The 25,936-nt window shown below is 70.0% G+C and carries 2 protein-coding genes; both read left to right on the forward strand.

Annotated features, from left to right (window positions below; genetic code table 11):
• Positions 1-68: 68 nt before the first annotated feature.
• Complete coding sequence (locus ACOJVX_RS12090) at positions 69-12,842, forward strand: amino acid adenylation domain-containing protein (protein WP_422647541.1); 12,774 nt, start codon at positions 69-71, stop codon at positions 12,840-12,842.
• Between the two features lie 239 nt (positions 12,843-13,081).
• The gene (locus ACOJVX_RS12095; protein WP_422647542.1) at positions 13,082-25,888 is read left to right on the forward strand and encodes an amino acid adenylation domain-containing protein; all 12,807 of its coding nucleotides are present in this window, start codon (positions 13,082-13,084) and stop codon (positions 25,886-25,888) included.
• Positions 25,889-25,936: the final 48 nt, after the last annotated feature.

Raw genomic sequence — 25,936 nt, forward strand, 5'->3', positions numbered from 1 at the left:
TGCGGAAGTGACATAGCAGCCACTTGTCCTGGCCGGCCAACTGTGAGTACCTGAGGGGAACGGACCGCATGGTGACGACGTCGACGGGCGGAAACGAGCGGGCTGACCAGGGTGGTGACCAGCCAGAACCCGGGCGTTCCTCGGTGCGCCCTTCCGACTGCCTGCACCACCTCCTCGAACGGCGGGCGGCGATGAGTCCTCTGTCGACGGCGGTGACCTCCGAGGCGGACTCGATTTCCTACTCCGAGCTGAATTCCCGGGCCAACCAGGTGGCCCGGGCGGTACTGGCAAGGGGAATCCGCCCTGGAGACCGGGTGGGGCTGTGCCTGGACAGGTCGGTGGATCTGGTCGTCGCGCTCGTCGGTGTCCTCAAGACAGGTGCGAGCTATGTGCCGATGGATCCGCGCTATCCCGCTGACAGGCTGCGGTACACAATGGACGATGCGGGAATCCGTCTGGCGATCGGGACCTCGGAGACGGTGCCGAGTCTTCCCAGTGCTGTATCCGTGTTGCGAATCGACGAGGAAACGGCGGCAATCGCCTCCTTCCCCGACGGCGACCTCAGCGACGAGGAGCGGGGCGGCCGGGTTTCTCCCGACAGTGTCGCCTACGTGATCTACACGTCCGGGTCGACCGGACGGCCGAAGGGCGTGGCGGTACCGCACCGCGGCGTGGTGTCACTGCTGACCGGGACCCAGGACCGGTACGGCTTCGACGCCGGGGACGTGTGGACGTTGTTCCACTCGGTGGCCTTCGACTTCTCGGTGTGGGAGATGTGGGGCGCGTTGGCGTTCGGGGGCCGGTTGGTGGTGGTGCCCTGGGAGGTGTCCCGCAGTCCGGGGGAGTTCCTGGAGCTGGTGGTGGCCCAGCGGGTGACGGTGCTCAACCAGACACCCTCGGCGTTCGAGCAGTTCGTGCGGGCCGAGGCGGAGAACCCCGGGTTGGGGCGGGAGTTGTGCCTGCGGTGGGTGGTCTTTGGTGGGGAGGCGTTGGAGGTGTCCCGGGTGCGGCCGTGGTTGGCCCGGCACCCGGACACACCGGTGTTGGTGAACATGTACGGGATCACCGAGACCACGGTGCATGTCACCGCGCACCCCCTCAACCCGACCGGGAAGGGGGAGAACGGTGCGGAGGTCGATCTGGTCGAGGGGTCGGCTGGGGTGATCGGGCACGCGGTGCCGGGGTGGCGGGTGTACGTGCTGGACCGTGCCGGTGGGTTGCGTCCGGTTCCTCCGGGGGTGGTGGGGGAGATGTACGTGGCGGGTGCGGGGGTGGCGCAGGGGTATGCGGGTCGTGCGGGGTTGACGGCGTCGCGGTTCGTGGCCGATCCGTTCGCTGGGGATGGCCGGCGGATGTACCGGACTGGGGACTTGGCCCGGGTGGATGGTCAGGGGCGCCTGTCGTACGTGGGTCGGGCGGATGAGCAGGTGAAGGTGCGGGGGTTCCGGATCGAGCCGGGGGAGGTCGCCGCCCGGTTGGGAGAGCACCCGGGAGTGGCGCAGGCGGTGGTGGTGGTCCGGGAGGACACCCCCGGCGACAAACGCCTGGTCGCCTACCTCACCCCCGACACCACCACCGCCGCCCCCGTCGCCCGCTACACCCGACTGGCCGCCACCGGGGAACTGGCCGCCACCGGAGCCGAACTCCACGAACTGCCCAACGGCATGCTGGTCCTGGGCCGCAACCGCTCCAACATCGCCTTCCTCTACCAGGAGATCTTCGCCAACACCGAGTACGTCCGCGGCGGGATCCACCTCGACCCGGGGGCGGTGGTCATCGACGTGGGCGGACATGTCGGGTTGTTCTCCCTGTTCGTCACCCACCAGGTGCCCGACGCCCGCGTGTACGCCTTCGAACCGATCCCGGAGCTGGCCCGGTTGTACCGGCTCAACACCGCCCTGCACGGGGCGGACACGGTGCTCTCGGAATGCGGGGTGGCTTCGGAACCGGGGGTGGCGGAGTTCACCTACTACCCGGAGATGTCGATCATGTCCGGTCGGTTCGCCGACCAGGACGAGGAACGGCAGGTGCTGGAACAGTTCGTGCGCAACGAGCACGAGGAGGTCGGCGGTGACCAGGGTCTGGGGCAGCTGTTGTCCCACCGGTTGGCCAGCCAGCGGGTGCGGGCGGAGTTGACCACGATCTCGGAGGTGATCGACGCGCGGGGGTTGGCGCGGGTGGACCTGGTCAAGGTGGATGTGGAGAAGAGCGAGTTGGACGTGTTGCGGGGGGTTCGGGACGAGCACTGGCCGCGGATCGGTCAGGTGGTCGCGGAGGTGCATGACGCGCAGGGCCGGTTGGCGGGGGTGCGGGGTCTGTTGGAGTCGGTGGGGTTCACCGTGGTGGTGGACCACGCGCCGGATGTGGCCGACACGGGCTTGTACATGGTGTACGCGACTCGGCCGGGGTGGTCCACCGAACCCGCCACGCCCGTCGAACCCGCCACTGCTGGTGGTGCTGATCCTGGGGTGGGGCCTGGTGGTCGGGCGGTGTGGTGGTGGAACCCGGGGCAGTTGGTGGGGTCGGTGCGGGAGACCGCGCGGGAGGTGCTGCCGGAGCACATGGTGCCGGCGGCGTTCGTGGTGCTCGACCAGCTCCCCCTCACCGTCAACGGCAAACTCGACAGAGCAGCCCTCCCCGCACCGACCACCGACACCCTCCGGCGCTACGTACCGCCCCGGACCGACACCGAACAGCAGCTGTGCTCCGTGTGGCAGGACGTGCTCGGCGTGGAACGGGTCGGTGTGGAGGACGACTTCTTCGAACTCGGCGGCAACTCCATCAGCGGTCTGCGCGTCCTGAGCCGCCTCCGTGAGGTCCTCGGAGCAGAACTCTCCCCCCGCGTCCTCTTCGACGAGCGCACCATCACCGGCCTCGCCGCCGCGGTCGCCGCCGAGAGCGCTCGGGCCGGTGGTGACGTGCGGGCCGTCATGAGCCGGGGCCTCCGGGACACCGGCCCGCTGTCCTTCGCGCAGCAACGGCTCTGGTTCCTCCAGGAATTCGCCCCAGAGGGTGTCGAGTACAACACCGGCATCGCCCTCCGGCTGACGGGCGAGCTGCGACTCGACGCGCTGAACTCCGCACTGGCGGCCCTCGTCGCCCGGCACGAGTCCCTGCGCACCACTTTCCACCTCGTGGACGGGAACGCGACGCAGACCGTGAGCCCCGCCGCTCCGCCTCCCACCACCCACATCGACCTGCGGGACCGGCCCGCCGCAGGACGTGGTGCGGCGCTGGACGAGGTTCTCCGCGCGGAAGCCGCGACCCCGTTCAACCTGCGCACAGGGCCGCTGAGCCGGATCGTCCTCGTGCAGGAGGACACGAACCTCCACGTGCTGATCTGGTCGATGCACCACATCATCACCGACGGGTGGTCGGTGGGCCTCCTCATCAGGGAACTCGCCGAGCTCTACACGGCCGGACTCGGAGGGACGGACGCGAAGCTGGCAACGCCATCCGTCCGTTACCTCGACTACGCGGACTGGCAGCGAACCCGGGCGGACAGCCAGGCCTGGACGAACCAGTTGCACTACTGGAGGGCGCAGCTCGCCGGGCTCGAACCTCTCGACCTACCCACCGACCGACCCCGCCCTGCCGTGCGGACCACCGCAGGGGCCGTGCACACCTTCGACGTGCCCGCCGACGTCGTCCACACACTGCGCACCGCGAGTACCCGACACGGGGTCAGCCTGTTCATGGCGCTGACCGCCGTCACCCAGGTGCTGCTGTCCCGCCACACCGGGCAGGACGATGTCGCGGTGGGGACAGTGACGTCGGGACGAGGGCGTCCCGAGCTGCAGAACCTCATCGGTTTCCTGGTCAACACGCTGGTGTTGCGGTCGCGGATCGGCCGTGAGGATTCGTTCGCGTCGTTGTTGGGGCGGGTCCGGGAGACGGTGTTGGAGGCGTTCGCGCACCAGGATGTGCCGTTCGACCGGGTGGTGGACGCGGTGGTGGGGGAGCGGGACGCGTCGCGGTCTCCGTTGGCGCAGGTGATGGTGGTGTTGCAGAACTCGGTGGGCGAGTGGGGTGATTTCCCGGGGTTGGGGGTGGAGCGGGTTCCGCTGGCTCGGGAGTCGGCTCGGTTCGAGGTGACGTTCGAGTTCTGGGAGCGTCCGGGTGGGTTGTGGGTGGAGGTGGAGTACAACACGGATCTGTTCGACGCGGGCACGGTGGAGCGGTTGGCGCGGCACTGGGTCGTCCTCGCCGGGGAACTCACCGCCAACCCGCACCGCGACCTGGCCGACGTGTCCCTGCTGGAGGACGACGAACGACGGCAGCTGCTGCACGACTGGAACGACACCACACGACCCGAGACACGGAACACCACCGTCCTCGACCTGTTCTCCCGTGCTGTCCGCGCGCACCCACGATCGGATGCCGTGGTGTGGGACGACCGGCGGCTGAGCTATGCCGAACTGGACAGGCGGGCGAACCAGCTCGCCCGCCACCTGCGCACCGCGCACGGGGTCGGCGGAGGAACCAGGGTCGGTGTGTGCGTGTCGAGGGCGCCCGAATCCGTCGTCGCGTTGCTGGCCGTCCTCAAGGCCGGAGCGGCCTACGTCCCCCTCGATTCCCGGTACCCGACCGAGCGAATCCGGTTCATGCTCTCCGACAGCGGCATCGGAACCGTCGTTTCCCAGACCGCACTGGCGCCGCGCCTGCCTGAGGACTGTGGCGTCGTCCTCGTCGACGACCCGGAGACCGAGCGCGCGCTCGGTCAGCAGGATGGCTCCGCGCCACCGCTGTCGGTATCGCCGGACAGTGCCGCCTACGTGATCTACACGTCCGGCTCCACCGGACTTCCCAAGGGGGTCGAGGTGCCGCACCGCGCTGTCGTGCGCGTGGCGTGGCGGTCGGACCACCTGCCGGTGGGACCAGGCGACGTCGTCGCCCAACTGGCCTCGATGTCCTTCGACGCGGCGACCCTGGAAATCTGGGGTGCGCTGCTGAACGGGGCCGCCCTGGCGGTGCCGCCACCGGGCGTGCTCTCGGTGCCCGAACTCCGGGATTTCCTCAACGAACGCAAGGTCACAGGCCTCTGGTTGACGGCTGGCCTGTTCCACGAGGTCGTGGACATCGACGTGGCGGCGCTGTCCGGGCTTCGCTACCTGCTCGCGGGGGGCGACGTGCTCTCCGCGGCGCACTGCCGGCGGTTGGTGGAGGCGGCGCCGGGGGTGCGGTTGGTCAACGGGTACGGGCCCACGGAGAACACGGTGTTCACCACCACGCAGATAGTGGATGCCGAGGTGCTCGCTCGCCCCGGACCGGTGCCGATCGGGTCGCCGATCGCCGGTACCCGGGTGTACGTGCTGGATGCGATGCTGCGACCAGCCCCGATCGGCGTTGTCGGCGAGGTGTACGCCGCAGGTGAGGGGCTGGCACGCGGCTACGTGGACCGTCCCGGTCTGACGGCGTCGCGGTTCGTGGCCGATCCCTTCGATGCCGCTGGTGGGCGGGTGTACCGGACCGGGGACCGGGGACGCTGGCTTCCGAACGGTTCCCTGGAGTTCCTCGGCCGTGCGGACACCCAGGTGAAGATCCGAGGATTTCGGATCGAGCCGGGTGAGATCGAGGCGGTACTCGAACAGCACGTCGCCGTGTCCCAAGTCGCCGTGATCGTCCGCGAGGACAACCCCGGTGTCCGGCGGCTGGTCGCGTACGCGGTGACTGACGGGCAGGACGAACCGTCCTCGTCCGAACTGAGGGACTTCGCCCGCCAGGTGCTGCCGGAGTACATGGTTCCGGCTGCGGTCGTCACCCTGGACGCCTTGCCGTTGACGGTCAACGGCAAGGTAGACCGAGCCGCTCTCCCCGCACCCGGGACCGCCGACGGCCCCTTGTCCACCGCCCCCCGTACCGACACCGAGAAGGTGTTGTGCGAGGTGTGGGCTGAGGTGCTGCGGTTGGACCGGGTCGGGGTGACCGACAACTTCTTCGAGCTGGGTGGCGACTCGATCCTGAGCATCCAGGTCGTGTCGAAGGCCCGAGCGGCGGGGGTGGTGTTCACCTCCCGGGAGTTGTTCCAACGCCAGACGATCGCTGCCCTGGCATCAGGACTGTCATCCCCTGACGGGGAACCCGGAACGGTGGGGGCCGAGCAGGGTCGGGTGTCGGGGGCGTTCCCGATGACCCCGGTCCTGGAGTGGTTCACCACCACGCACCCGGTGGGCCCGGAGCATTTCAACCTTTCCGCGGGGTTCACCCTGCCCCCGGACACCGATCTGGTGGTGGTGCGGCGGGCGGTGGGCGCGGTGGTGGAGCACCACGACGCGCTGCGCATGGTGCTGCGCAGGGACACGGCGGGTGCGTGGACACCGGTGGTGTTGCCCGAGGTGGACCTGGACGAGGTCATCCAGGTAGTGGACCTACCGGTCGAGGACACCGCTGATGACATGTGGCAGCGGGCGGTGGTCGCGGCGCAGGCAGGGTTGGACCTGCAACGAGGCCCGTTATCGCGTGTTCTCCTCGGCCGTGGTGCTGGTGGGGACCGGTTGCGGGTGGTATGGGTAGCCCACCACGTACTGGTCGACGGGGTGTCCTGGCGGATCCTGCGGGAGGACCTGACCACCGCCTACCACCAGGCAGTGACCGGACGACCGGTGGACCTCGGGGTGAAGACCACCGCGTTCCCCCACTGGGCACAGGCCCTGCGGGAGCACACCCGGGCCGGGGGGTTCACCGACCAACTCCACTACTGGCGGCAGGCCATCCCCACCAGTCAGGACCTACGGCTTCCGGTGGACGTTGCCGAGGGGGACCACTCGGTCGGAGCCCAGGACCGGGTGCGGGTGGTACTGGACCAGACCACGACCCGGGAGTTGCTGCAGGACGTGCCCGGGGTGTACCGGACCAGGATCGATGAGGTCCTGCTGACCGGGCTGGCCCGGACGGTGCGGAGGTGGACCGGGTGGCCCCGGGTACCGGTGACGGTCGAGGGCCATGGTCGGGAGGAAGTCCTGCCGGGGGTGGAGGTGTCCCGGACCGTGGGCTGGTTCACCTCGATCTACCCGGTCACCGTGGAACTGTCCCCGCGGGGGGAATGGGCCGGTGATGTCCTGGCGGTCAAGGAACAACTCCGTGGGGTCCCCGACCGGGGGATCGGGTACGGGGCACTGCGCTACCTCACCGGAGGGGGAAGCCCGGATTCGGGGCTGGACACCGACCGGGAACCACGGATCAGCCTGAACTACCTGGGCCAGTTCGACACCACCACCGGTGAGCAGGAGTGGATCGGGGACTGGCGGCTCAACCCCGGTGGCGAGCACCACCCGGGAGAAACCCGTACTCACCTGCTGGAGGTCGTGGCCCAGGTCCGCAACGGCCGGTTGGAGATCGACTGGTGGTACTCCCCAGGCCTGCACCACGAGGACACCGTTCATGGCCTGGCGGAGTCCTTCCTCACCGAGTTGTCGGGGTTCGTGGCTCACTGCCGCCAGCCCGGGGCCGGGGGTGTGTCCCCGTCGGACTTCCCGTTGGTGGCGTTGGACCAGGACACGGTGACCCGGTTGGCCGGGACCGGTCGTGCGGTCACCGAGTTGTACCCGTTGACGGGGTTGCAGGCCGGGATGTTGTTCCACGCGGTGGCCGATCCGGCGTCGGTGGCGTATCTGGAGCAGTTGTCCTGTGTTCTGGAGGGGGTGGATCAACCGGGGTTGGTGGCGGTGGCCTGGCAGCGGGTGGTCAACGCTCATGAGGCGTTGCGGGTGTCGGTGGCCTGGCGTGAGGTGCCGGACCCGGTGCAGGTGGTGCACCGTGAGGTTGAGGTCCCGATCACCGTGGAGGACTGGTCGGGTTACGAGGGTGGGGAGCAGGACCGGCGGTGGCGGGAGTACCAGCGGCGGGATCAGGGGGTGGCCTTCGATCTGGAGCGGGCCCCGTTGATGCGGGTGTTGCTGGCCGGGTTGGGGGAGGGCCGGGTGCGGGTGGTGTGGACCTTCCACCACCTGCTGCTCGACGGGTGGAGCATCTACCGGTTCTTCTCCGACCTGATCGCGACCTACCAGGCCCTGGCCGAGACCACGGGTGAGAACACCGTCTCGGTGGTCCCGGTGGGACGCCGCCAGTACGGGGAGTTCCTGCGGTGGTTGACCCGGCAGGACCAGACCACCGGGCGGGCCTACTGGCGGGAGGCGTTGGCCGGGTTCGACCAGCCCACTGCCCTGCCCTGGGACCGTGCCCCTGACCGGGCACACCGTTCGGAGTCCACCGCCCGTGTCCGGGTGCCTTTGACCACGGCGGGTTCGGAGGCGGTGTTCTCCTTCGCCCGGCAGGAGCGGGTCACGGTCAACGCGGTGGTGCAGGCCGGGTGGGCGTTGGTGTTGGCCCGGCATGCCGGCACGGTGGATGTGGTGTTCGGGGCGACGGTGTCAGGTCGACCGGCTGAGGTGGTGGGTTCGCAGGAGATGGTGGGGTTGTTCATCAACACCCTGCCGGTGCGGGTGGTGTGTGATCCGGGGGTGCGGGTGGGGGAGTGGGTGTCGGGGGTGCAGGCCCGGCAGGTGGAGGCCCGCCAGTTCGATTACGTGCCGTTGACCGGGATCGAGTCGGAGCTGCCGGCGGGGGTGGGGTTGTTCCAGAGCCTGGTGGTGTTCGAGAACTACCCGGTTCAGGAGGCGGGGTCGGCATCCGGGGTGCGGGTGTCGGGTGTGGAGGCGGTGGAGGCGACGAACTACCCGGTGACGGTGACGGTGTATGCCCGGGACCGGGTGGAGGCGTGGTTGTCCTATGACCCGGAGTTGTTCACCGAGGACACCGCCGGGCGGGTCGCGGCCCGTTTCGCCTGGGCGCTGTCCGAGATCGCCACCAACCCCGACCGAACCCTGTCCGCTCTGCTCCACCTGGAGTTCGCTGGACTGCCCCCGTTGGACGAGACGACCACCGGCAAGATCCCGATGTGGCCGAGGCCTGGCCAGACGCCCGAGATCGCCGCGACCGAAGTGTTCGCGGGAGACGGGGTCCTCCGAGCGAGTACCCGGTCCGGAACGGTCGAGACCGTGGAGATCGCCCGTGTGCTGGCTGGGCACCACACGCTCTCCGACGCCGCGGTCGCTCTGCGGGATGTACCAGACCAGGACGATCGGCTCGTGGCTTACGTCGTACCGTCCGACGACCAGGTTCCTGACACCGGTGAGCTCCGGGAGCACGTACGTGCCTCGCTGCCGGACTCGGTGGTGCCGGCCGAGTTCGTGGTGATGGCGAGCCTCCCCGTCACTCCGGACGGGGAGCTGGACCTCGCCGCCCTGCCCATGCCGACCACAGAACACCGGCTCGACTACCTGGCGCCGCGAACTCGGACCGAGGAGGCACTCGCAGCTGTCTGGTGCGACGTGCTCGGAGTCGACCGGATCGGGGTAGAGGACAACTTCTTCGACCTCGGTGGCGATTCGATTGTCAGCCTGCGGGTGGTCGCGAGGTTGCGTCCCAGGATCCAGGCGGACGTGTCCCCGAGGCTGCTGTTCGACCACCCGACCATCGCGGAACTCGCTCCCGTCCTGGACGTCGAGGCAGGTGGGGAGAGGGCGGGTTCTCCCGGGCCAGCCTTGGTGCCGGAGACCAGCGGTGACACCGCTCCGCTCTCCTTCGCGCAGCAACGGCTGTGGTTCCTGAACGAGTTCGCCCCGGACAGCGTCGAGTACAACTCCGGAATCGCTTACCGGCTGTCCGGAGATCTGGACCTGGCCGCGCTGGGAGCAGCCCTGTCCGGCGTTCTGATCAGGCACACCGCGCTGCGGACGACTTTCGAGTCGGTGGACGGAGTTGGGCAGCAGCGGATCCACGCGCAGCGGGACGTGCCGATCCGACTCGTCGAACTGACGGGTACGACGGTCGTGGACCGGGCCGCCGAGCTCCACCAACTGCTGCGGTCCGAGATGAACACACCGTTCGACCTGGCTACCGGGCCTCTGCTGCGGGTCCTGTTGGTCCGTGAGGAGGAGGACCGGCACGTGTTGTCGGTGACGATGCACCACATCGTCACCGATGGTTGGTCGATGGGAGTGTTCCTCAGGGACCTCTCCGCCCTGTACGCCGCGGCGGTTCGTGGCGAGCGCGCCCAGCTGCCCGAACTACCGGTGCGGTATGTGGACTGGGCGGTGTGGCAGCAGCGGAACGCCTCCGGTCCCGACTGGGAACGGCACCTCGACTACTGGCGGAACCAGCTGACCGGTCTGCCGGTGTTGGAACTGCCCACCGACCACCCCCGACCGGCGGTGCGCACCGGTGCCGGTGCGGTCCACACCTTCGAGGTCCCGGCCGGAGTGGTGTCCCGGCTGACCTCGGTGGCCCGGGACGGGGAGGCCACGCTGTTCATGGCGTTGGCCGCGATCACCCAGCTGGTGCTGTCCCGGCATTCCGGGCAGGACGACATCGCGGTGGGGACGGTGGTCTCGGGCCGGGACCGGGCCGAGGTCGAGGACGTGGTCGGGTTCTTCGTCAACACCGTGGTGCTGCGTTCCCGGGTCGAGCCGGGTGGGTCGTTCGCCGCGTTGCTGGCGCGGGTCCGGGAGACGGTGTTGGGGGCGTTCGCGCACCAGGACGTGCCTTTCAGCCGGTTGGTGGAGGAGTTGGTGCCCGAGCGGGACACCAGCAGGACCCCGTTGGTGCAGGCCCTGGTGGTGTTGCAGAACACCCCGTCGCAGCCGGTGGTGCTCTCCGGGGTGGAGGCGGTCGAGTGCGACCTGCCCCGGGAAGCAGCCCAGTTCGAGGTCTCGTGGCACTTCGAGCCCACCAGCACGGGAGGGTTGCGGGCACTGGTGGAGTTCAGCACGGACCTGTTCGAGGTGGACACGATCCGCCGGTGGTCCGGGCACTGGCTGCGCGCGGCGGAGCTGTTCGGTGCCGATCCCGGTCAACCGGTAGGGGATGTCCCGCTGCTGAGCGAGACCGAGTACCAGCAGGTGGTCACGGACTGGAACGCCACGGACCGTCCGGTACCGGTGGTGGACCTGGCGGGGTTGTTGGCCCGGCAGGCCGGACGGACCCCGGAAGCAGCAGCGGTGCTCACCGATACCGGTGCCGGGCTGTCCTATGCCGAGTTCACCGCCCGGGTGGCCCGGGTGGCCGCGGTGTTGCGGTCCCGGGGTGTGGGAGTGGAGTCCCGGGTGGGTGTGGTGCTGCCCCGGTCGGTGGACTCGGTGGTCGCGGTGTGGGCGGTGTGGACCGCGGGTGGGGTGTACGTGCCGGTGGACCCGGAGTACCCGGCCGAGCGGATCGCCTACGTCCTCAAGGACAGCACCCCGGCCCTGGTGATCACGACCGAGGACCTGGTCGGGAGCCTGCCCGCCGACATCGACACGCTGGTGATCGACAGTGAACCAGCCCGCGCGGAGATCACTCGTGCGTCTGAGCCCAGCCCGGTCACGGTCCACCCCGCGCAGGCGGCGTATGTGGTGTACACGTCGGGTTCCACCGGCCGCCCGAAGGGGGTGGTGGTCTCCCAGCAGGCGATCGTGGCGCACCTGGACTGGATGGTCCGCACGTTCCCGTTGGGCACTGGGGACCGGGTCCTGCACAAGACCTCGATCGGGTTCGACGTGTCGGTGTGGGAACTGGCCTGGCCGGTGATCACCGGGGCCGGGGTGGTGCTGGCCCGTCCGGGTGGGCAGCGGGACCCGGCCTACCTGGCTGGGGTGATCGAGCGGGTGGGGGTGACGGTGACCCATTTCGTGCCCTCGATGCTGGCGGCGTTCGTGGCTGAGGACGGGGTGGCCCGGTGCGGGGGGTTGCGGTGGGTGCTGTGCTCGGGGGAGGCCCTGCCACCGGGGGTGGTGGACCGGTGGGCCCGGCGGGTGCCGGGGGTGCCGGTGGTCAACCTGTACGGGCCGACCGAGGCCGCGATCGATGTGACCTGGTGGCCCTGCCCCACCCCGGAGGACACCGACCAGACCACGACCGGGGGCAGCCCCCTCGCCACCGCAGCACAGGACCCAGCGCCGGCTGGACCGGCGAGGGGTAAGGACGGTGCGGCCGGTGGATCGGTGCCGATCGGTCGGCCGGTGGACAACACCGGGGTGCTGGTCCTGGACGACCGGTTGCGCCCGGTCCCGGTCGGGGTGTGGGGCGAGATCTACCTGTCCGGGGTGCAACTGGCCCGGGGGTATGCCGGGCGGGCGGGGTTGACCGCGTCGAGGTTCGTGGCCCACCCGGTGGGGGCGGCCGGTGCTCGGGTGTACCGGAGCGGGGATGTGGGCCGGTGGACGGCCTCGGGGGTGGTGGAGTTCGCCGGTCGGGTGGATGACCAGGTCAAGATCCGGGGTTATCGGATCGAGCTGGGTGAGGTCGAGACCGTGCTGGGGGCGTGTCCCGGGGTGGGGCAGGCGGTGGTGGTGGTGCGGGAGGACCAGCCGGGGGTACCGAGGTTGGTGGCCTATCTGGTGGCCGATACCGCTGGGGTGGTGGTGGATCGGGTGCGGGAGCAGGCGGGTCGGGTGTTACCGGAGTACATGATGCCCACGGGGTGGGTGGTCCTGGACGAGTTGCCGGTGACGGCCAGCGGGAAGACCGACCGCCGCGCCCTGCCCGCTCCGGAGGTCCACCCGGAGGCGGAGTACGTGGCCCCGGGGACACCGACCGAGGAGGCGTTGGCCGAGATCTGGGCCGAGGTCCTCGGCGTGGACAAGGTCGGGGTCACCGACGACTTCTTCCACCTCGGAGGGAACTCGATCGTCAGCATGCGGGTAATCGCCCGCATTCGTGAGGACTTCGATGTGGAGGTCTCGATCAGGACATTCTTCGACGGCCCAACAGTGCGGTCGCTCGCCAGCACTGTCGAGGAGCGGATCCTGCTGGAGCTCGAGACTTCTGTGTTGACTGAAAGTGGTGGTGACGACGCGGCGCGCTGAACCAGGATGACGGCGGGCCAGAGGGAGCCGCATGGACGCGATGAGTTGAGCTTGTCGGAGGACTCCGCCCTGCGAGGAGTGTCCTGGCTGCTCCCAACCAGCATGTCGTCTGCTCTTGGGGGAAACGCATGGTTGATGTGTCGTCGGTGGCCGGAGACCGGTCCGGCACTGTCGTCCATGTCGACCCCCCCAACGCGATCACGCGAGCTTCCGGATCGGTGCACCACCAATTCGGAAGAATGGTCGACGAACGTCCGGATGCCGTCGCGGTGCGATTCGACGGCGGAGCCCTCACCTACGCCGAGGTGTGGGAGTGGTCGGGTCGCGTGGCCGCGGAGCTGTGCCGTCTCGGAGCCGGTCCCGAGGTTCCGGTGTTGGTCGCGCTGGAGCGGGGGCCGGCCGTGCTCCCGGTCTGGCTCGGAATCCTGCGTGCCGGTGCGGTGTTCGTCCCCGCGCACCCGGGCACACCCGCCGAGCGGGTGTCGTGGATGTGCGAGGACCTCGGAATCACCGTCGCGGTAGCCGACCCTGACCACCACGACCGGGTTCCGTCCACTGTCCGTCTCGTCGAACCCGACCCTGCCGGGAGTGACGGGGACCGGGGCACGAGCGCCGTCGTCCCCCTGACCTCGGCCGCCTATGTCATGTACACCTCCGGGTCGACCGGACGGCCCAAGGGCGTGGTGGTGACGCACGGGGCCGTGCTGTCCCTGGCCGAGGACCGGCGGTGGCGGGAACCCGCGCACCAGCGGGTGTTGTTCCACTCCCCCCACGCCTTCGACGCCGCCGTCTACGAGATCTGGGTACCCCTGTTGCGGGGAGCGACGGTCGTGGTCTCCCCACCAGGCGATCTCGACGTCGCCGTCCTCACCCGGATGGTGACCGAGCACGGGGTATCCGCTGTCTTCGTCACCACCGCCCTGTTCGGGCTCCTCACCGAGCAGGACCCGGGGGTGTGGTCCCGACTCGGTCAGGTGTGGACGGGAGGTGAGGCGGCCCGACCACCGGTCTGGTCGCGGGCACGGGCGGCCTCCCCGGACACCGAGTTCGTGCACGTGTACGGCCCCACCGAGGCAACCACCTTCGCGGTGTGCGGCGCGGTCCCCGCGACGGAGCTCGCAGCCGGCCGGGTCCCGTTGGGGCGGCCGATGGACGGCGTTCGGATGTGGGTGTTGGACCGGTGGCTGCGTCCGGTCCGGACTGGCGAGGTCGGCGAGCTCTACCTCGGTGGGACGGGACTCGCGCGCGGGTACGCGGGACGACCCGGTCTGACTGCGGGCCGCTTCGTGGCCGCTCCCCTCGATGACGCGGCCGGCGCGCGTGCGTACCGGACCGGCGACCTGGTACGGAGCCTGCCGGGCGGCGGCGTGGAGTTCGTCGGTCGTTCCGATGACCAGGTGAAGCTGCGCGGTTTCCGGATCGAGTTGGGCGAGGTGGAGGCCGCTCTCGCGGAGCTCCCGGGAGTCGGGCAGGCGGTGGCGACCGTTCTGGAGGACGGCCCTGACCTGCGTCGTCTGGTCGGGTACGTCGTGCCGTCGGACGACGGGGACGGGATCCACGGCGATCCGAGGGCGGAACTCCGGGCGGTGCTCCCGGCGTACATGGTGCCGGTCTCCGTGCTCGTTCTCGACGCGCTCCCGCTCACCCCCAACGGGAAGATCGACCGAGCGGCCCTGCCCGCCCCAGCTCCCAACTCCGGCGGGACCCACGTGGCACCCCGCACGGAGACCGAACGGGCGCTGTGCGACACCTGGGCCGAGGTGCTTCGGCTTGACCGGGTCGGCGTCACCGACGACTTCTTCGATCTTGGTGGCGACTCGATCAGCGGGCTGCGGGTTCTCTCCAGGCTGAGGGCGCGCTTCACCGACGACCTCTCCACCCGGATGCTGTTCGAGCACCGGACCGTCGCGGCCCTCGCCCCCCTGATCGACAAGGCTGTCTCGGCCCGGCCAGGTCGGAACCCCGGTGCCTCCGGCGTCGACCTCCGCCCCGCCGACCTGAGCAGGCCCCTGCCCCTGTCCTTCGCGCAGGAGAGGCTCTGGTTCCTGCACGAGTTCACCGCCGGTGGGGTCGAGTACAACACGGGTATCGCGCTGCGCCTGGCAGGCCAGCCGCCGCACCTGGACGCGCTGCGAACGGCGTTCGCCGAGGTCGTCGCACGTCACGAGTCCCTCCGCACCACCTTCGACACCGTCGACGGCCAGGCAAGGCAACGGATCCACGCGACCGCCGAGGTGCCGTTCACCTTCGTCGACCTGACCGGCCGAGCGGCGGGCCAGGGTTCCAACCTCGACGAACTGCTCCACGCCGAGGCCACCACCCCCTTCGACCTCCGCACCGGCCCCGTCGCGAGGGTGCTCGTCGTCCGCGAGCACGCGGACTCCCATGTGCTGGTCCTGTCGATGCACCACATCGTCACCGACGGCTGGTCCGTCGGTCTATTCGTCCGGGAACTCGCGGACCGCTATCGGGGCCAGCTCACGGGCAGCGGCGTGCCCCGCCCGCCGCTGCCGGTCGCCCAGTACGCCGACTACGCCGTGTGGCAGCGGGAGCAGGTCACCGCCGGGGCCTGGGACGACCAGATCGACTACTGGCGAGCGCGCCTCGCGAACCTCCCCACCCTGGACCTCCCCACCGACCGTCCCCGGCCACCCGTCCACACCACCCACGGCGCGGTGCACAAGCTCACGGTGCCCGTCGAGACCAGCGAAGCACTCGCTCGCGCGGCCCGAGCGCACGGCGTCAGCCTCTTCATGGTCCTCACCGCCGTCACCCAGGTGCTGCTGTCCCGGCACAGCGGCCAGGACGACATTCCCGTGGGCACCGTGACCTCCGGTCGCCACCGCGCCGAGTTCGAGGAGATCACGGGGCTCTTCGCCAACACGCTGGTGTTGCGGTCGCGGATCGGCCGTGAGGATTCGTTCGCGTCGTTGTTGGGGCGGGTCCGGGAGACGGTGTTGGAGGCGTTCGCGCACCAGGATGTGCCGTTCGACCGGGTGGTGGACGCGGTGGTGGGGGAGCGGGACGCGTCGCGGTCTCCGTTGGCGCAGGTGATGGTGGTGTTGCAGAACTCGGTGGGCGAGTGGGGTGATTTCCCGGGGTTGGGGGTGGAGCGGGTTCCGCTGGCTCGGGAGTCGGCTCGGTTCGAGGTGACGTTCGAGTTCTGGGAGCGTCCGGGTGGGTTGTGGGTGGAGGTGGAGTACAACACGGATCTGTTCGACGCGGGCACGGTGGAGCGGTTGGCGCGGCACTGGGTCGTCCTCGCCGGGGAACTCACCGCCAATCCACGACGGTCACTGGCGGAGGTACCCGTGGTCGACGCCAGGGAGAACGCCGAGCTGCGTGCGCTCGCCTCTGGAGCTGATCGCCCCGAACTGCTGGTGGGGTCGGTCCCTGAGATCCTCACGGCCCACGCACACCACACCCCCGGCGCGGTCGCCGTCGAGCAGGGAACCGACCGACTCGACTACGCGGGGTTGGCGGCGCGGGTAGGTTGGCTGTCCGCGTCGTTGCGCGCGCGAGGAGTGCGCGCCGAGACCCGGGTCGCCGTGCTCATGCCCCGTTCGGTTGACTCGGTGGTGGCGATGCTCGCCGTTCTCGCGGCGAACGGCGTGTACGTCCCCGTCGACCCGGCCCTGCCCGCCGAACGCATCGCCTTCATGCTCGCCGACGGCGAGGTCGCGTTGGTGCTCACCACCGCGACCCTTCACCACCTGGTTCCGGACGGTGTCGCCGGGCTCGTGGTGGACGAGGAGTTGACCGGTTCCGATGCCTCGGATCCGGTGGCGGTCACCTCGCCCGCCGCTCCCGCGCAGGCCGCCTACGTGATCTACACGTCGGGCTCGACCGGGCGTCCCAAAGGCGTGGTCGTGGCCTACTCCTCGGCGATCGGGATGGCCAGGACGCACGTCGAGGAGCTGGGACTCGGCTCGGCGAGCCGAGTCCTGCAGTACGTGTCCCCGAGCTTCGACGTCGCGGTGGCCGATGTGCTCATGACCGTCGTCGCCGGAGCTTCCCTGGTCCTGCCGGACACGAACGAGCTCCCGGTCGGTGCGGAGCTCGTCGAACTGCTGCGGGACCGGACGATCTCGCACACCATGCTGCCGGCGGTGCTGCTCGGAGCGCTACCGACGGCGGAACTCCCGAACCTGCGGGTCGTGGTCGCGGGAGGTGAGGCTCTCAGCACCGAGACGGTGCAGCGGTGGGCCGCCGACCGTGTACTCCTGAACGGCTACGGGCCGAGCGAAACGACCGTGTGCGCCTCCCTCGGCGGACCGTTCACCACCGAACTGCACGGCCCCCCGCCCATCGGTGGCCCGCTGCCCAACACGACGACCCTCGTGCTCGACCCCGACCTCCGGCTCACCCCCGTCGGTGTCGTCGGCGAGCTGTACATCGCCGGACTCGGTCTCGCACGGGGTTACGCGAAACGGGCCGCTCTCACCTCGGAGCGTTTCGTGGCCAACCCGTTCGGTGCGGTGGGAAGCCGGATGTACCGGACGGGAGATCTCGTTCGCTGGCGGACCGACGGTGCTGGACTGGAGTTCGTCGGTCGGCTGGACGACCAGGTGAAGGTCCGTGGCTTCCGAGTGGAGCTGGGAGAGATCGAAGCCGCACTGACCACCCAGGACCACGTCCGCCAGGCGTGCGTCACGCTCCACGAGGACGGGCGGGGAGCACGACGCCTGGTCGGCTACGTCGTCGCCGAGGAGGGGGACGAGGTACCGACTTCCACCGATCTCGCTGCCGTGGTCCGGTCGACGCTCCCCCAGTACATGGTCCCCCACGCCTTCGTGGTGCTCCCCGAACTGCCGTTGACGAGGAACGGGAAGGTCGACCGGGCGGCGTTACCAGCCCCGGAGTTCCAGTCCGCTGACCGTCATGTCGCACCGCGCACCGAGGTGGAGAAGGTGTTGTGCGAGGTGTGGGCTGAGGTGCTGCGGTTGGACCGGGTCGGGGTGACCGACAACTTCTTCGAGCTGGGTGGCGACTCGATCCTGAGCATCCAGGTCGTGTCGAAGGCCCGAGCGGCGGGGGTGGTGTTCACCTCCCGGGAGTTGTTCCAACGCCAGACGATCGCTGCCCTGGCATCAGGACTGTCATCCCCTGACGGGGAACCCGGAACGGTGGGGGCCGAGCAGGGTCGGGTGTCGGGGGCGTTCCCGATGACCCCGGTCCTGGAGTGGTTCACCACCACGCACCCGGTGGGCCCGGAGCATTTCAACCTTTCCGCGGGGTTCACCCTGCCCCCGGACACCGATCTGGTGGTGGTGCGGCGGGCGGTGGGCGCGGTGGTGGAGCACCACGACGCGCTGCGCATGGTGCTGCGCAGGGACACGGCGGGTGCGTGGACACCGGTGGTGTTGCCCGAGGTGGACCTGGACGAGGTCATCCAGGTAGTGGACCTACCGGTCGAGGACACCGCTGATGACATGTGGCAGCGGGCGGTGGTCGCGGCGCAGGCAGGGTTGGACCTGCAACGAGGCCCGTTATCGCGTGTTCTCCTCGGCCGTGGTGCTGGTGGGGACCGGTTGCGGGTGGTATGGGTAGCCCACCACGTACTGGTCGACGGGGTGTCCTGGCGGATCCTGCGGGAGGACCTGACCACCGCCTACCACCAGGCAGTGACCGGACGACCGGTGGACCTCGGGGTGAAGACCACCGCGTTCCCCCACTGGGCACAGGCCCTGCGGGAGCACACCCGGGCCGGGGGGTTCACCGACCAACTCCACTACTGGCGGCAGGCCATCCCCACCAGTCAGGACCTACGGCTTCCGGTGGACGTTGCCGAGGGGGACCACTCGGTCGGAGCCCAGGACCGGGTGCGGGTGGTACTGGACCAGACCACGACCCGGGAGTTGCTGCAGGACGTGCCCGGGGTGTACCGGACCAGGATCGATGAGGTCCTGCTGACCGGGCTGGCCCGGACGGTGCGGAGGTGGACCGGGTGGCCCCGGGTACCGGTGACGGTCGAGGGCCATGGTCGGGAGGAAGTCCTGCCGGGGGTGGAGGTGTCCCGGACCGTGGGCTGGTTCACCTCGATCTACCCGGTCACCGTGGAACTGTCCCCGCGGGGGGAATGGGCCGGTGATGTCCTGGCGGTCAAGGAACAACTCCGTGGGGTCCCCGACCGGGGGATCGGGTACGGGGCACTGCGCTACCTCACCGGAGGGGGAAGCCCGGATTCGGGGCTGGACACCGACCGGGAACCACGGATCAGCCTGAACTACCTGGGCCAGTTCGACACCACCACCGGTGAGCAGGAGTGGATCGGGGACTGGCGGCTCAACCCCGGTGGCGAGCACCACCCGGGAGAAACCCGTACTCACCTGCTGGAGGTCGTGGCCCAGGTCCGCAACGGCCGGTTGGAGATCGACTGGTGGTACTCCCCAGGCCTGCACCACGAGGACACCGTTCATGGCCTGGCGGAGTCCTTCCTCACCGAGTTGTCGGGGTTCGTGGCTCACTGCCGCCAGCCCGGGGCCGGGGGTGTGTCCCCGTCGGACTTCCCGTTGGTGGCGTTGGACCAGGACACGGTGACCCGGTTGGCCGGGACCGGTCGTGCGGTCACCGAGTTGTACCCGTTGACGGGGTTGCAGGCCGGGATGTTGTTCCACGCGGTGGCCGATCCGGCGTCGGTGGCGTATCTGGAGCAGTTGTCCTGTGTTCTGGAGGGGGTGGATCAACCGGGGTTGGTGGCGGTGGCCTGGCAGCGGGTGGTCAACGCTCATGAGGCGTTGCGGGTGTCGGTGGCCTGGCGTGAGGTGCCGGACCCGGTGCAGGTGGTGCACCGTGAGGTTGAGGTCCCGATCACCGTGGAGGACTGGTCGGGTTACGAGGGTGGGGAGCAGGACCGGCGGTGGCGGGAGTACCAGCGGCGGGATCAGGGGGTGGCCTTCGATCTGGAGCGGGCCCCGTTGATGCGGGTGTTGCTGGCCGGGTTGGGGGAGGGCCGGGTGCGGGTGGTGTGGACCTTCCACCACCTGCTGCTCGACGGGTGGAGCACCACGACCTTCCTCGATGACGTCTTCCACGAGTACGACGCGCTTCGTCATGGGGAGACTGGGGATCGGCCCCGGCCGCGGTTTGACCCGGCGCTGAGCCGGAGCCCGGTGGGACGCCGCCAGTACGGGGAGTTCCTGCGGTGGTTGACCCGGCAGGACCAGACCACCGGGCGGGCCTACTGGCGGGAGGCGTTGGCCGGGTTCGACCAGCCCACTGCCCTGCCCTGGGACCGTGCCCCTGACCGGGCACACCGTTCGGAGTCCACCGCCCGTGTCCGGGTGCCTTTGACCACGGCGGGTTCGGAGGCGGTGTTCTCCTTCGCCCGGCAGGAGCGGGTCACGGTCAACGCGGTGGTGCAGGCCGGGTGGGCGTTGGTGTTGGCCCGGCATGCCGGCACGGTGGATGTGGTGTTCGGGGCGACGGTGTCAGGTCGACCGGCTGAGGTGGTGGGTTCGCAGGAGATGGTGGGGTTGTTCATCAACACCCTGCCGGTGCGGGTGGTGTGTGATCCGGGGGTGCGGGTGGGGGAGTGGGTGTCGGGGGTGCAGGCCCGGCAGGTGGAGGCCCGCCAGTTCGATTACGTGCCGTTGACCGGGATCGAGTCGGAGCTGCCGGCGGGGGTGGGGTTGTTCCAGAGCCTGGTGGTGTTCGAGAACTACCCGGTTCAGGAGGCGGGGTCGGCATCCGGGGTGCGGGTGTCGGGTGTGGAGGCGGTGGAGGCGACGAACTACCCGGTGACGGTGACGGTGTATGCCCGGGACCGGGTGGAGGCGTGGTTGTCCTATGACCCGGAGTTGTTCACCGAGGACACCGCCGGGCGGGTCGCGGCCCGTTTCGCCTGGGCGCTGTCCGAGATCGCCACCAACCCCGACCGGAACCTGGGAGACCTGGAAGTCCTCACGCCGGAGGACACCGGTTCCATCGCTGGCTGGAACGCCACGGACCGTCCGGTACCGGTGGTGGACCTGGCGGGGTTGTTGGCCCGGCAGGCCGGACGGACCCCGGAAGCAGCAGCGGTGCTCACCGATACCGGTGCCGGGCTGTCCTATGCCGAGTTCACCGCCCGGGTGGCCCGGGTGGCCGCGGTGTTGCGGTCCCGGGGTGTGGGAGTGGAGTCCCGGGTGGGTGTGGTGCTGCCCCGGTCGGTGGACTCGGTGGTCGCGGTGTGGGCGGTGTGGACCGCGGGTGGGGTGTACGTGCCGGTGGACCCGGAGTACCCGGCCGAGCGGATCGCCTACGTCCTCAAGGACAGCACCCCGGCCCTGGTGATCACGACCGAGGACCTGGTCGGGAGCCTGCCCGCCGACATCGACACGCTGGTGATCGACAGTGAACCAGCCCGCGCGGAGATCACTCGTGCGTCTGAGCCCAGCCCGGTCACGGTCCACCCCGCGCAGGCGGCGTATGTGGTGTACACGTCGGGTTCCACCGGCCGCCCGAAGGGGGTGGTGGTCTCCCAGCAGGCGATCGTGGCGCACCTGGACTGGATGGTCCGCACGTTCCCGTTGGGCACTGGGGACCGGGTCCTGCACAAGACCTCGATCGGGTTCGACGTGTCGGTGTGGGAACTGGCCTGGCCGGTGATCACCGGGGCCGGGGTGGTGCTGGCCCGTCCGGGTGGGCAGCGGGACCCGGCCTACCTGGCTGGGGTGATCGAGCGGGTGGGGGTGACGGTGACCCATTTCGTGCCCTCGATGCTGGCGGCGTTCGTGGCTGAGGACGGGGTGGCCCGGTGCGGGGGGTTGCGGTGGGTGCTGTGCTCGGGGGAGGCCCTGCCACCGGGGGTGGTGGACCGGTGGGCCCGGCGGGTGCCGGGGGTGCCGGTGGTCAACCTGTACGGGCCGACCGAGGCCGCGATCGATGTGACCTGGTGGCCCTGCCCCACCCCGGACGGGCGATCCCCGGAAGGAGGTGACCGGGATCCCGGGACCGGGGATCCCTCGTCGGCATCGGTGCCGATCGGTCGGCCGGTGGACAACACCGGGGTGCTGGTCCTGGACGACCGGTTGCGCCCGGTCCCGGTCGGGGTGTGGGGCGAGATCTACCTGTCCGGGGTGCAACTGGCCCGGGGGTATGCCGGGCGGGCGGGGTTGACCGCGTCGAGGTTCGTGGCCCACCCGGTGGGGGCGGCCGGTGCTCGGGTGTACCGGAGCGGGGATGTGGGCCGGTGGACGGCCTCGGGGGTGGTGGAGTTCGCCGGTCGGGTGGATGACCAGGTCAAGATCCGGGGTTATCGGATCGAGCTGGGTGAGGTCGAGACCGTGCTGGGGGCGTGTCCCGGGGTGGGGCAGGCGGTGGTGGTGGTGCGGGAGGACCAGCCGGGGGTACCGAGGTTGGTGGCCTATCTGGTGGCCGATACCGCTGGGGTGGTGGTGGATCGGGTGCGGGAGCAGGCGGGTCGGGTGTTACCGGAGTACATGATGCCCACGGGGTGGGTGGTCCTGGACGAGTTGCCGGTGACGGCCAGCGGGAAGACCGACCGCCGCGCCCTGCCCGCTCCGGAGGTCCACCCGGAGGCGGAGTACGTGGCCCCGGGGACACCGACCGAGGAGGCGTTGGCCGAGATCTGGGCCGAGGTCCTCGGCGTGGACAAGGTCGGGGTCACCGACGACTTCTTCCGCCTCGGTGGTGACTCCATCGTGAGCATCCGAACCGTCGCCCGAATCCGTGCTCGGCTGAAGGTGAGCATCCCGCCGCGCGCTCTGTTCGACTCGCCGACGATCGCCGGTCTGGCGGTCGAGGTGGATGGTGCTCTGTCGACCGGTAGCGAAGTCGACGCGATCCCCCGCTCCGACGGAACCGGCGCACTGCCACTGTCCTTCGCGCAGCAACGGCTGTGGTTCCTGGAGGAGTTCACCCCCGGCAGCGTCGAATACAACACGGCGCTGGCTTACCGGCTCTCGGGAACATTGGACCTGGACGTCCTGCGCGGTGCGTTGGCGGCGCTGGTACTCCGGCACGAGGCCCTGCGAACGACCTTCGCGGAGGTGGACGGGCAATCCGCCCAAGTGATCCACCCTCACCTGGAACCGGACTTCCGCGTCGTCGAGGTCGCTGACCTCCTCGTCGGCACCTCCGCCGGAGGCGGAGACGCGACCGCCGTGCTCCTGCGTTCGGAGATGAGCACGCCCTTCGACCTGCGAACCGGACCGCTCTTCCGCGCCCTGGTGGTACGAGAAGCCACCCACCAGCACGTCCTCGTCCTGACGATGCACCACATCGTCACCGACGGTTGGTCGGAGGCCGTGATCCTCCGAGATCTCGGTGTCCTCTACGACAGGGGTCTCGGCCTGGTCACGGAGGAACTACCAGAACCCCCGGTGCGGTATGTGGACTGGGCGGTGTGGCAGCAGCGGAACGCCTCCGGTCCCGACTGGGAACGGCACCTCGACTACTGGCGGAACCAGCTGACCGGTCTGCCGGTGTTGGAACTGCCCACCGACCACCCCCGACCGGCGGTGCGCACCGGTGCCGGTGCGGTCCACACCTTCGAGGTCCCGGCCGGAGTGGTGTCCCGGCTGACCTCGGTGGCCCGGGACGGGGAGGCCACGCTGTTCATGGCGTTGGCCGCGATCACCCAGCTGGTGCTGTCCCGGCATTCCGGGCAGGACGACATCGCGGTGGGGACGGTGGTCTCGGGCCGGGACCGGGCCGAGGTCGAGGACGTGGTCGGGTTCTTCGTCAACACCGTGGTGCTGCGTTCCCGGGTCGAGCCGGGTGGGTCGTTCGCCGCGTTGCTGGCGCGGGTCCGGGAGACGGTGTTGGGGGCGTTCGCGCACCAGGACGTGCCTTTCAGCCGGTTGGTGGAGGAGTTGGTGCCCGAGCGGGACACCAGCAGGACCCCGTTGGTGCAGGCCCTGGTGGTGTTGCAGAACACCCCGTCGCAGCCGGTGGTGCTCTCCGGGGTGGAGGCGGTCGAGTGCGACCTGCCCCGGGAAGCAGCCCAGTTCGAGGTCTCGTGGCACTTCGAGCCCACCAGCACGGGAGGGTTGCGGGCACTGGTGGAGTTCAGCACGGACCTGTTCGAGGTGGACACGATCCGCCGGTGGTCCGGGCACTGGCTGCGCGCGGCGGAGCTGTTCGGTGCCGATCCCGGTCAACCGGTAGGGGATGTCCCGCTGCTGAGCGAGACCGAGTACCAGCAGGTGGTCACGGACTGGAACGCCACGGACCGTCCGGTACCGGTGGTGGACCTGGCGGGGTTGTTGGCCCGGCAGGCCGGACGGACCCCGGAAGCAGCAGCGGTGCTCACCGATACCGGTGCCGGGCTGTCCTATGCCGAGTTCACCGCCCGGGTGGCCCGGGTGGCCGCGGTGTTGCGGTCCCGGGGTGTGGGAGTGGAGTCCCGGGTGGGTGTGGTGCTGCCCCGGTCGGTGGACTCGGTGGTCGCGGTGTGGGCGGTGTGGACCGCGGGTGGGGTGTACGTGCCGGTGGACCCGGAGTACCCGGCCGAGCGGATCGCCTACGTCCTCAAGGACAGCACCCCGGCCCTGGTGATCACGACCGAGGACCTGGTCGGGAGCCTGCCCGCCGACATCGACACGCTGGTGATCGACAGTGAACCAGCCCGCGCGGAGATCACTCGTGCGTCTGAGCCCAGCCCGGTCACGGTCCACCCCGCGCAGGCGGCGTATGTGGTGTACACGTCGGGTTCCACCGGCCGCCCGAAGGGGGTGGTGGTCTCCCAGCAGGCGATCGTGGCGCACCTGGACTGGATGGTCCGCACGTTCCCGTTGGGCACTGGGGACCGGGTCCTGCACAAGACCTCGATCGGGTTCGACGTGTCGGTGTGGGAACTGGCCTGGCCGGTGATCACCGGGGCCGGGGTGGTGCTGGCCCGTCCGGGTGGGCAGCGGGACCCGGCCTACCTGGCTGGGGTGATCGAGCGGGTGGGGGTGACGGTGACCCATTTCGTGCCCTCGATGCTGGCGGCGTTCGTGGCTGAGGACGGGGTGGCCCGGTGCGGGGGGTTGCGGTGGGTGCTGTGCTCGGGGGAGGCCCTGCCACCGGGGGTGGTGGACCGGTGGGCCCGGCGGGTGCCGGGGGTGCCGGTGGTCAACCTGTACGGGCCGACCGAGGCCGCGATCGATGTGACCTGGTGGCCCTGCCCCACCCCGGACGGGCGATCCCCGGAAGGAGGTGACCGGGATCCCGGGACCGGGGATCCCTCGTCGGCATCGGTGCCGATCGGTCGGCCGGTGGACAACACCGGGGTGCTGGTCCTGGACGACCGGTTGCGCCCGGTCCCGGTCGGGGTGTGGGGCGAGATCTACCTGTCCGGGGTGCAACTGGCCCGGGGGTATGCCGGGCGGGCGGGGTTGACCGCGTCGAGGTTCGTGGCCCACCCGGTGGGGGCGGCCGGTGCTCGGGTGTACCGGAGCGGGGATGTGGGCCGGTGGACGGCCTCGGGGGTGGTGGAGTTCGCCGGTCGGGTGGATGACCAGGTCAAGATCCGGGGTTATCGGATCGAGCTGGGTGAGGTCGAGACCGTGCTGGGGGCGTGTCCCGGGGTGGGGCAGGCGGTGGTGGTGGTGCGGGAGGACCAGCCGGGGGTACCGAGGTTGGTGGCCTATCTGGTGGCCGATACCGCTGGGGTGGTGGTGGATCGGGTGCGGGAGCAGGCGGGTCGGGTGTTACCGGAGTACATGATGCCCACGGGGTGGGTGGTCCTGGACGAGTTGCCGGTGACGGCCAGCGGGAAGACCGACCGCCGCGCCCTGCCCGCTCCGGAGGTCCACCCGGAGGCGGAGTACGTGGCCCCGGGGACACCGACCGAGGAGGCGTTGGCCGAGATCTGGGCCGAGGTCCTCGGCGTGGACAAGGTCGGGGTCACCGACGACTTCTTCCACCTCGGAGGGAACTCCGTTCTCAGCCTCCGTGTCGTCGCGCGCATCCGGGAGGCCTTCGACGTGGATCCGACCGCACGAGCACTCTTCGACCACCCAACCGTCGCGGGTCTCGCCGACACCGTCGAGGAACTGGTCATCGCCGAGATCGAGAACTCGCTGGAGTTCGACGGCGGGGACATGCCGCGCGACTGACCGCCACCCCGTACCGACCGGATGGTGTCCGAGCGGCGCGCCGGCCCG

The organism is Actinoalloteichus caeruleus (genome assembly GCF_049311605.1).
Taxonomy (GTDB): Bacteria; Actinomycetota; Actinomycetes; order Mycobacteriales; family Pseudonocardiaceae; genus Actinoalloteichus_B; species Actinoalloteichus_B caeruleus.

Coding starts and splice junctions, on each gene's coding strand:
- ACOJVX_RS12090 (WP_422647541.1), top strand. CDS start 69: ATGGTGACGACGTCGACGGGCGGAAACGAGCGGGCTGACCAGGGTGGT.
- ACOJVX_RS12095 (WP_422647542.1), top strand. CDS start 13,082: ATGGTCGACGAACGTCCGGATGCCGTCGCGGTGCGATTCGACGGCGGA.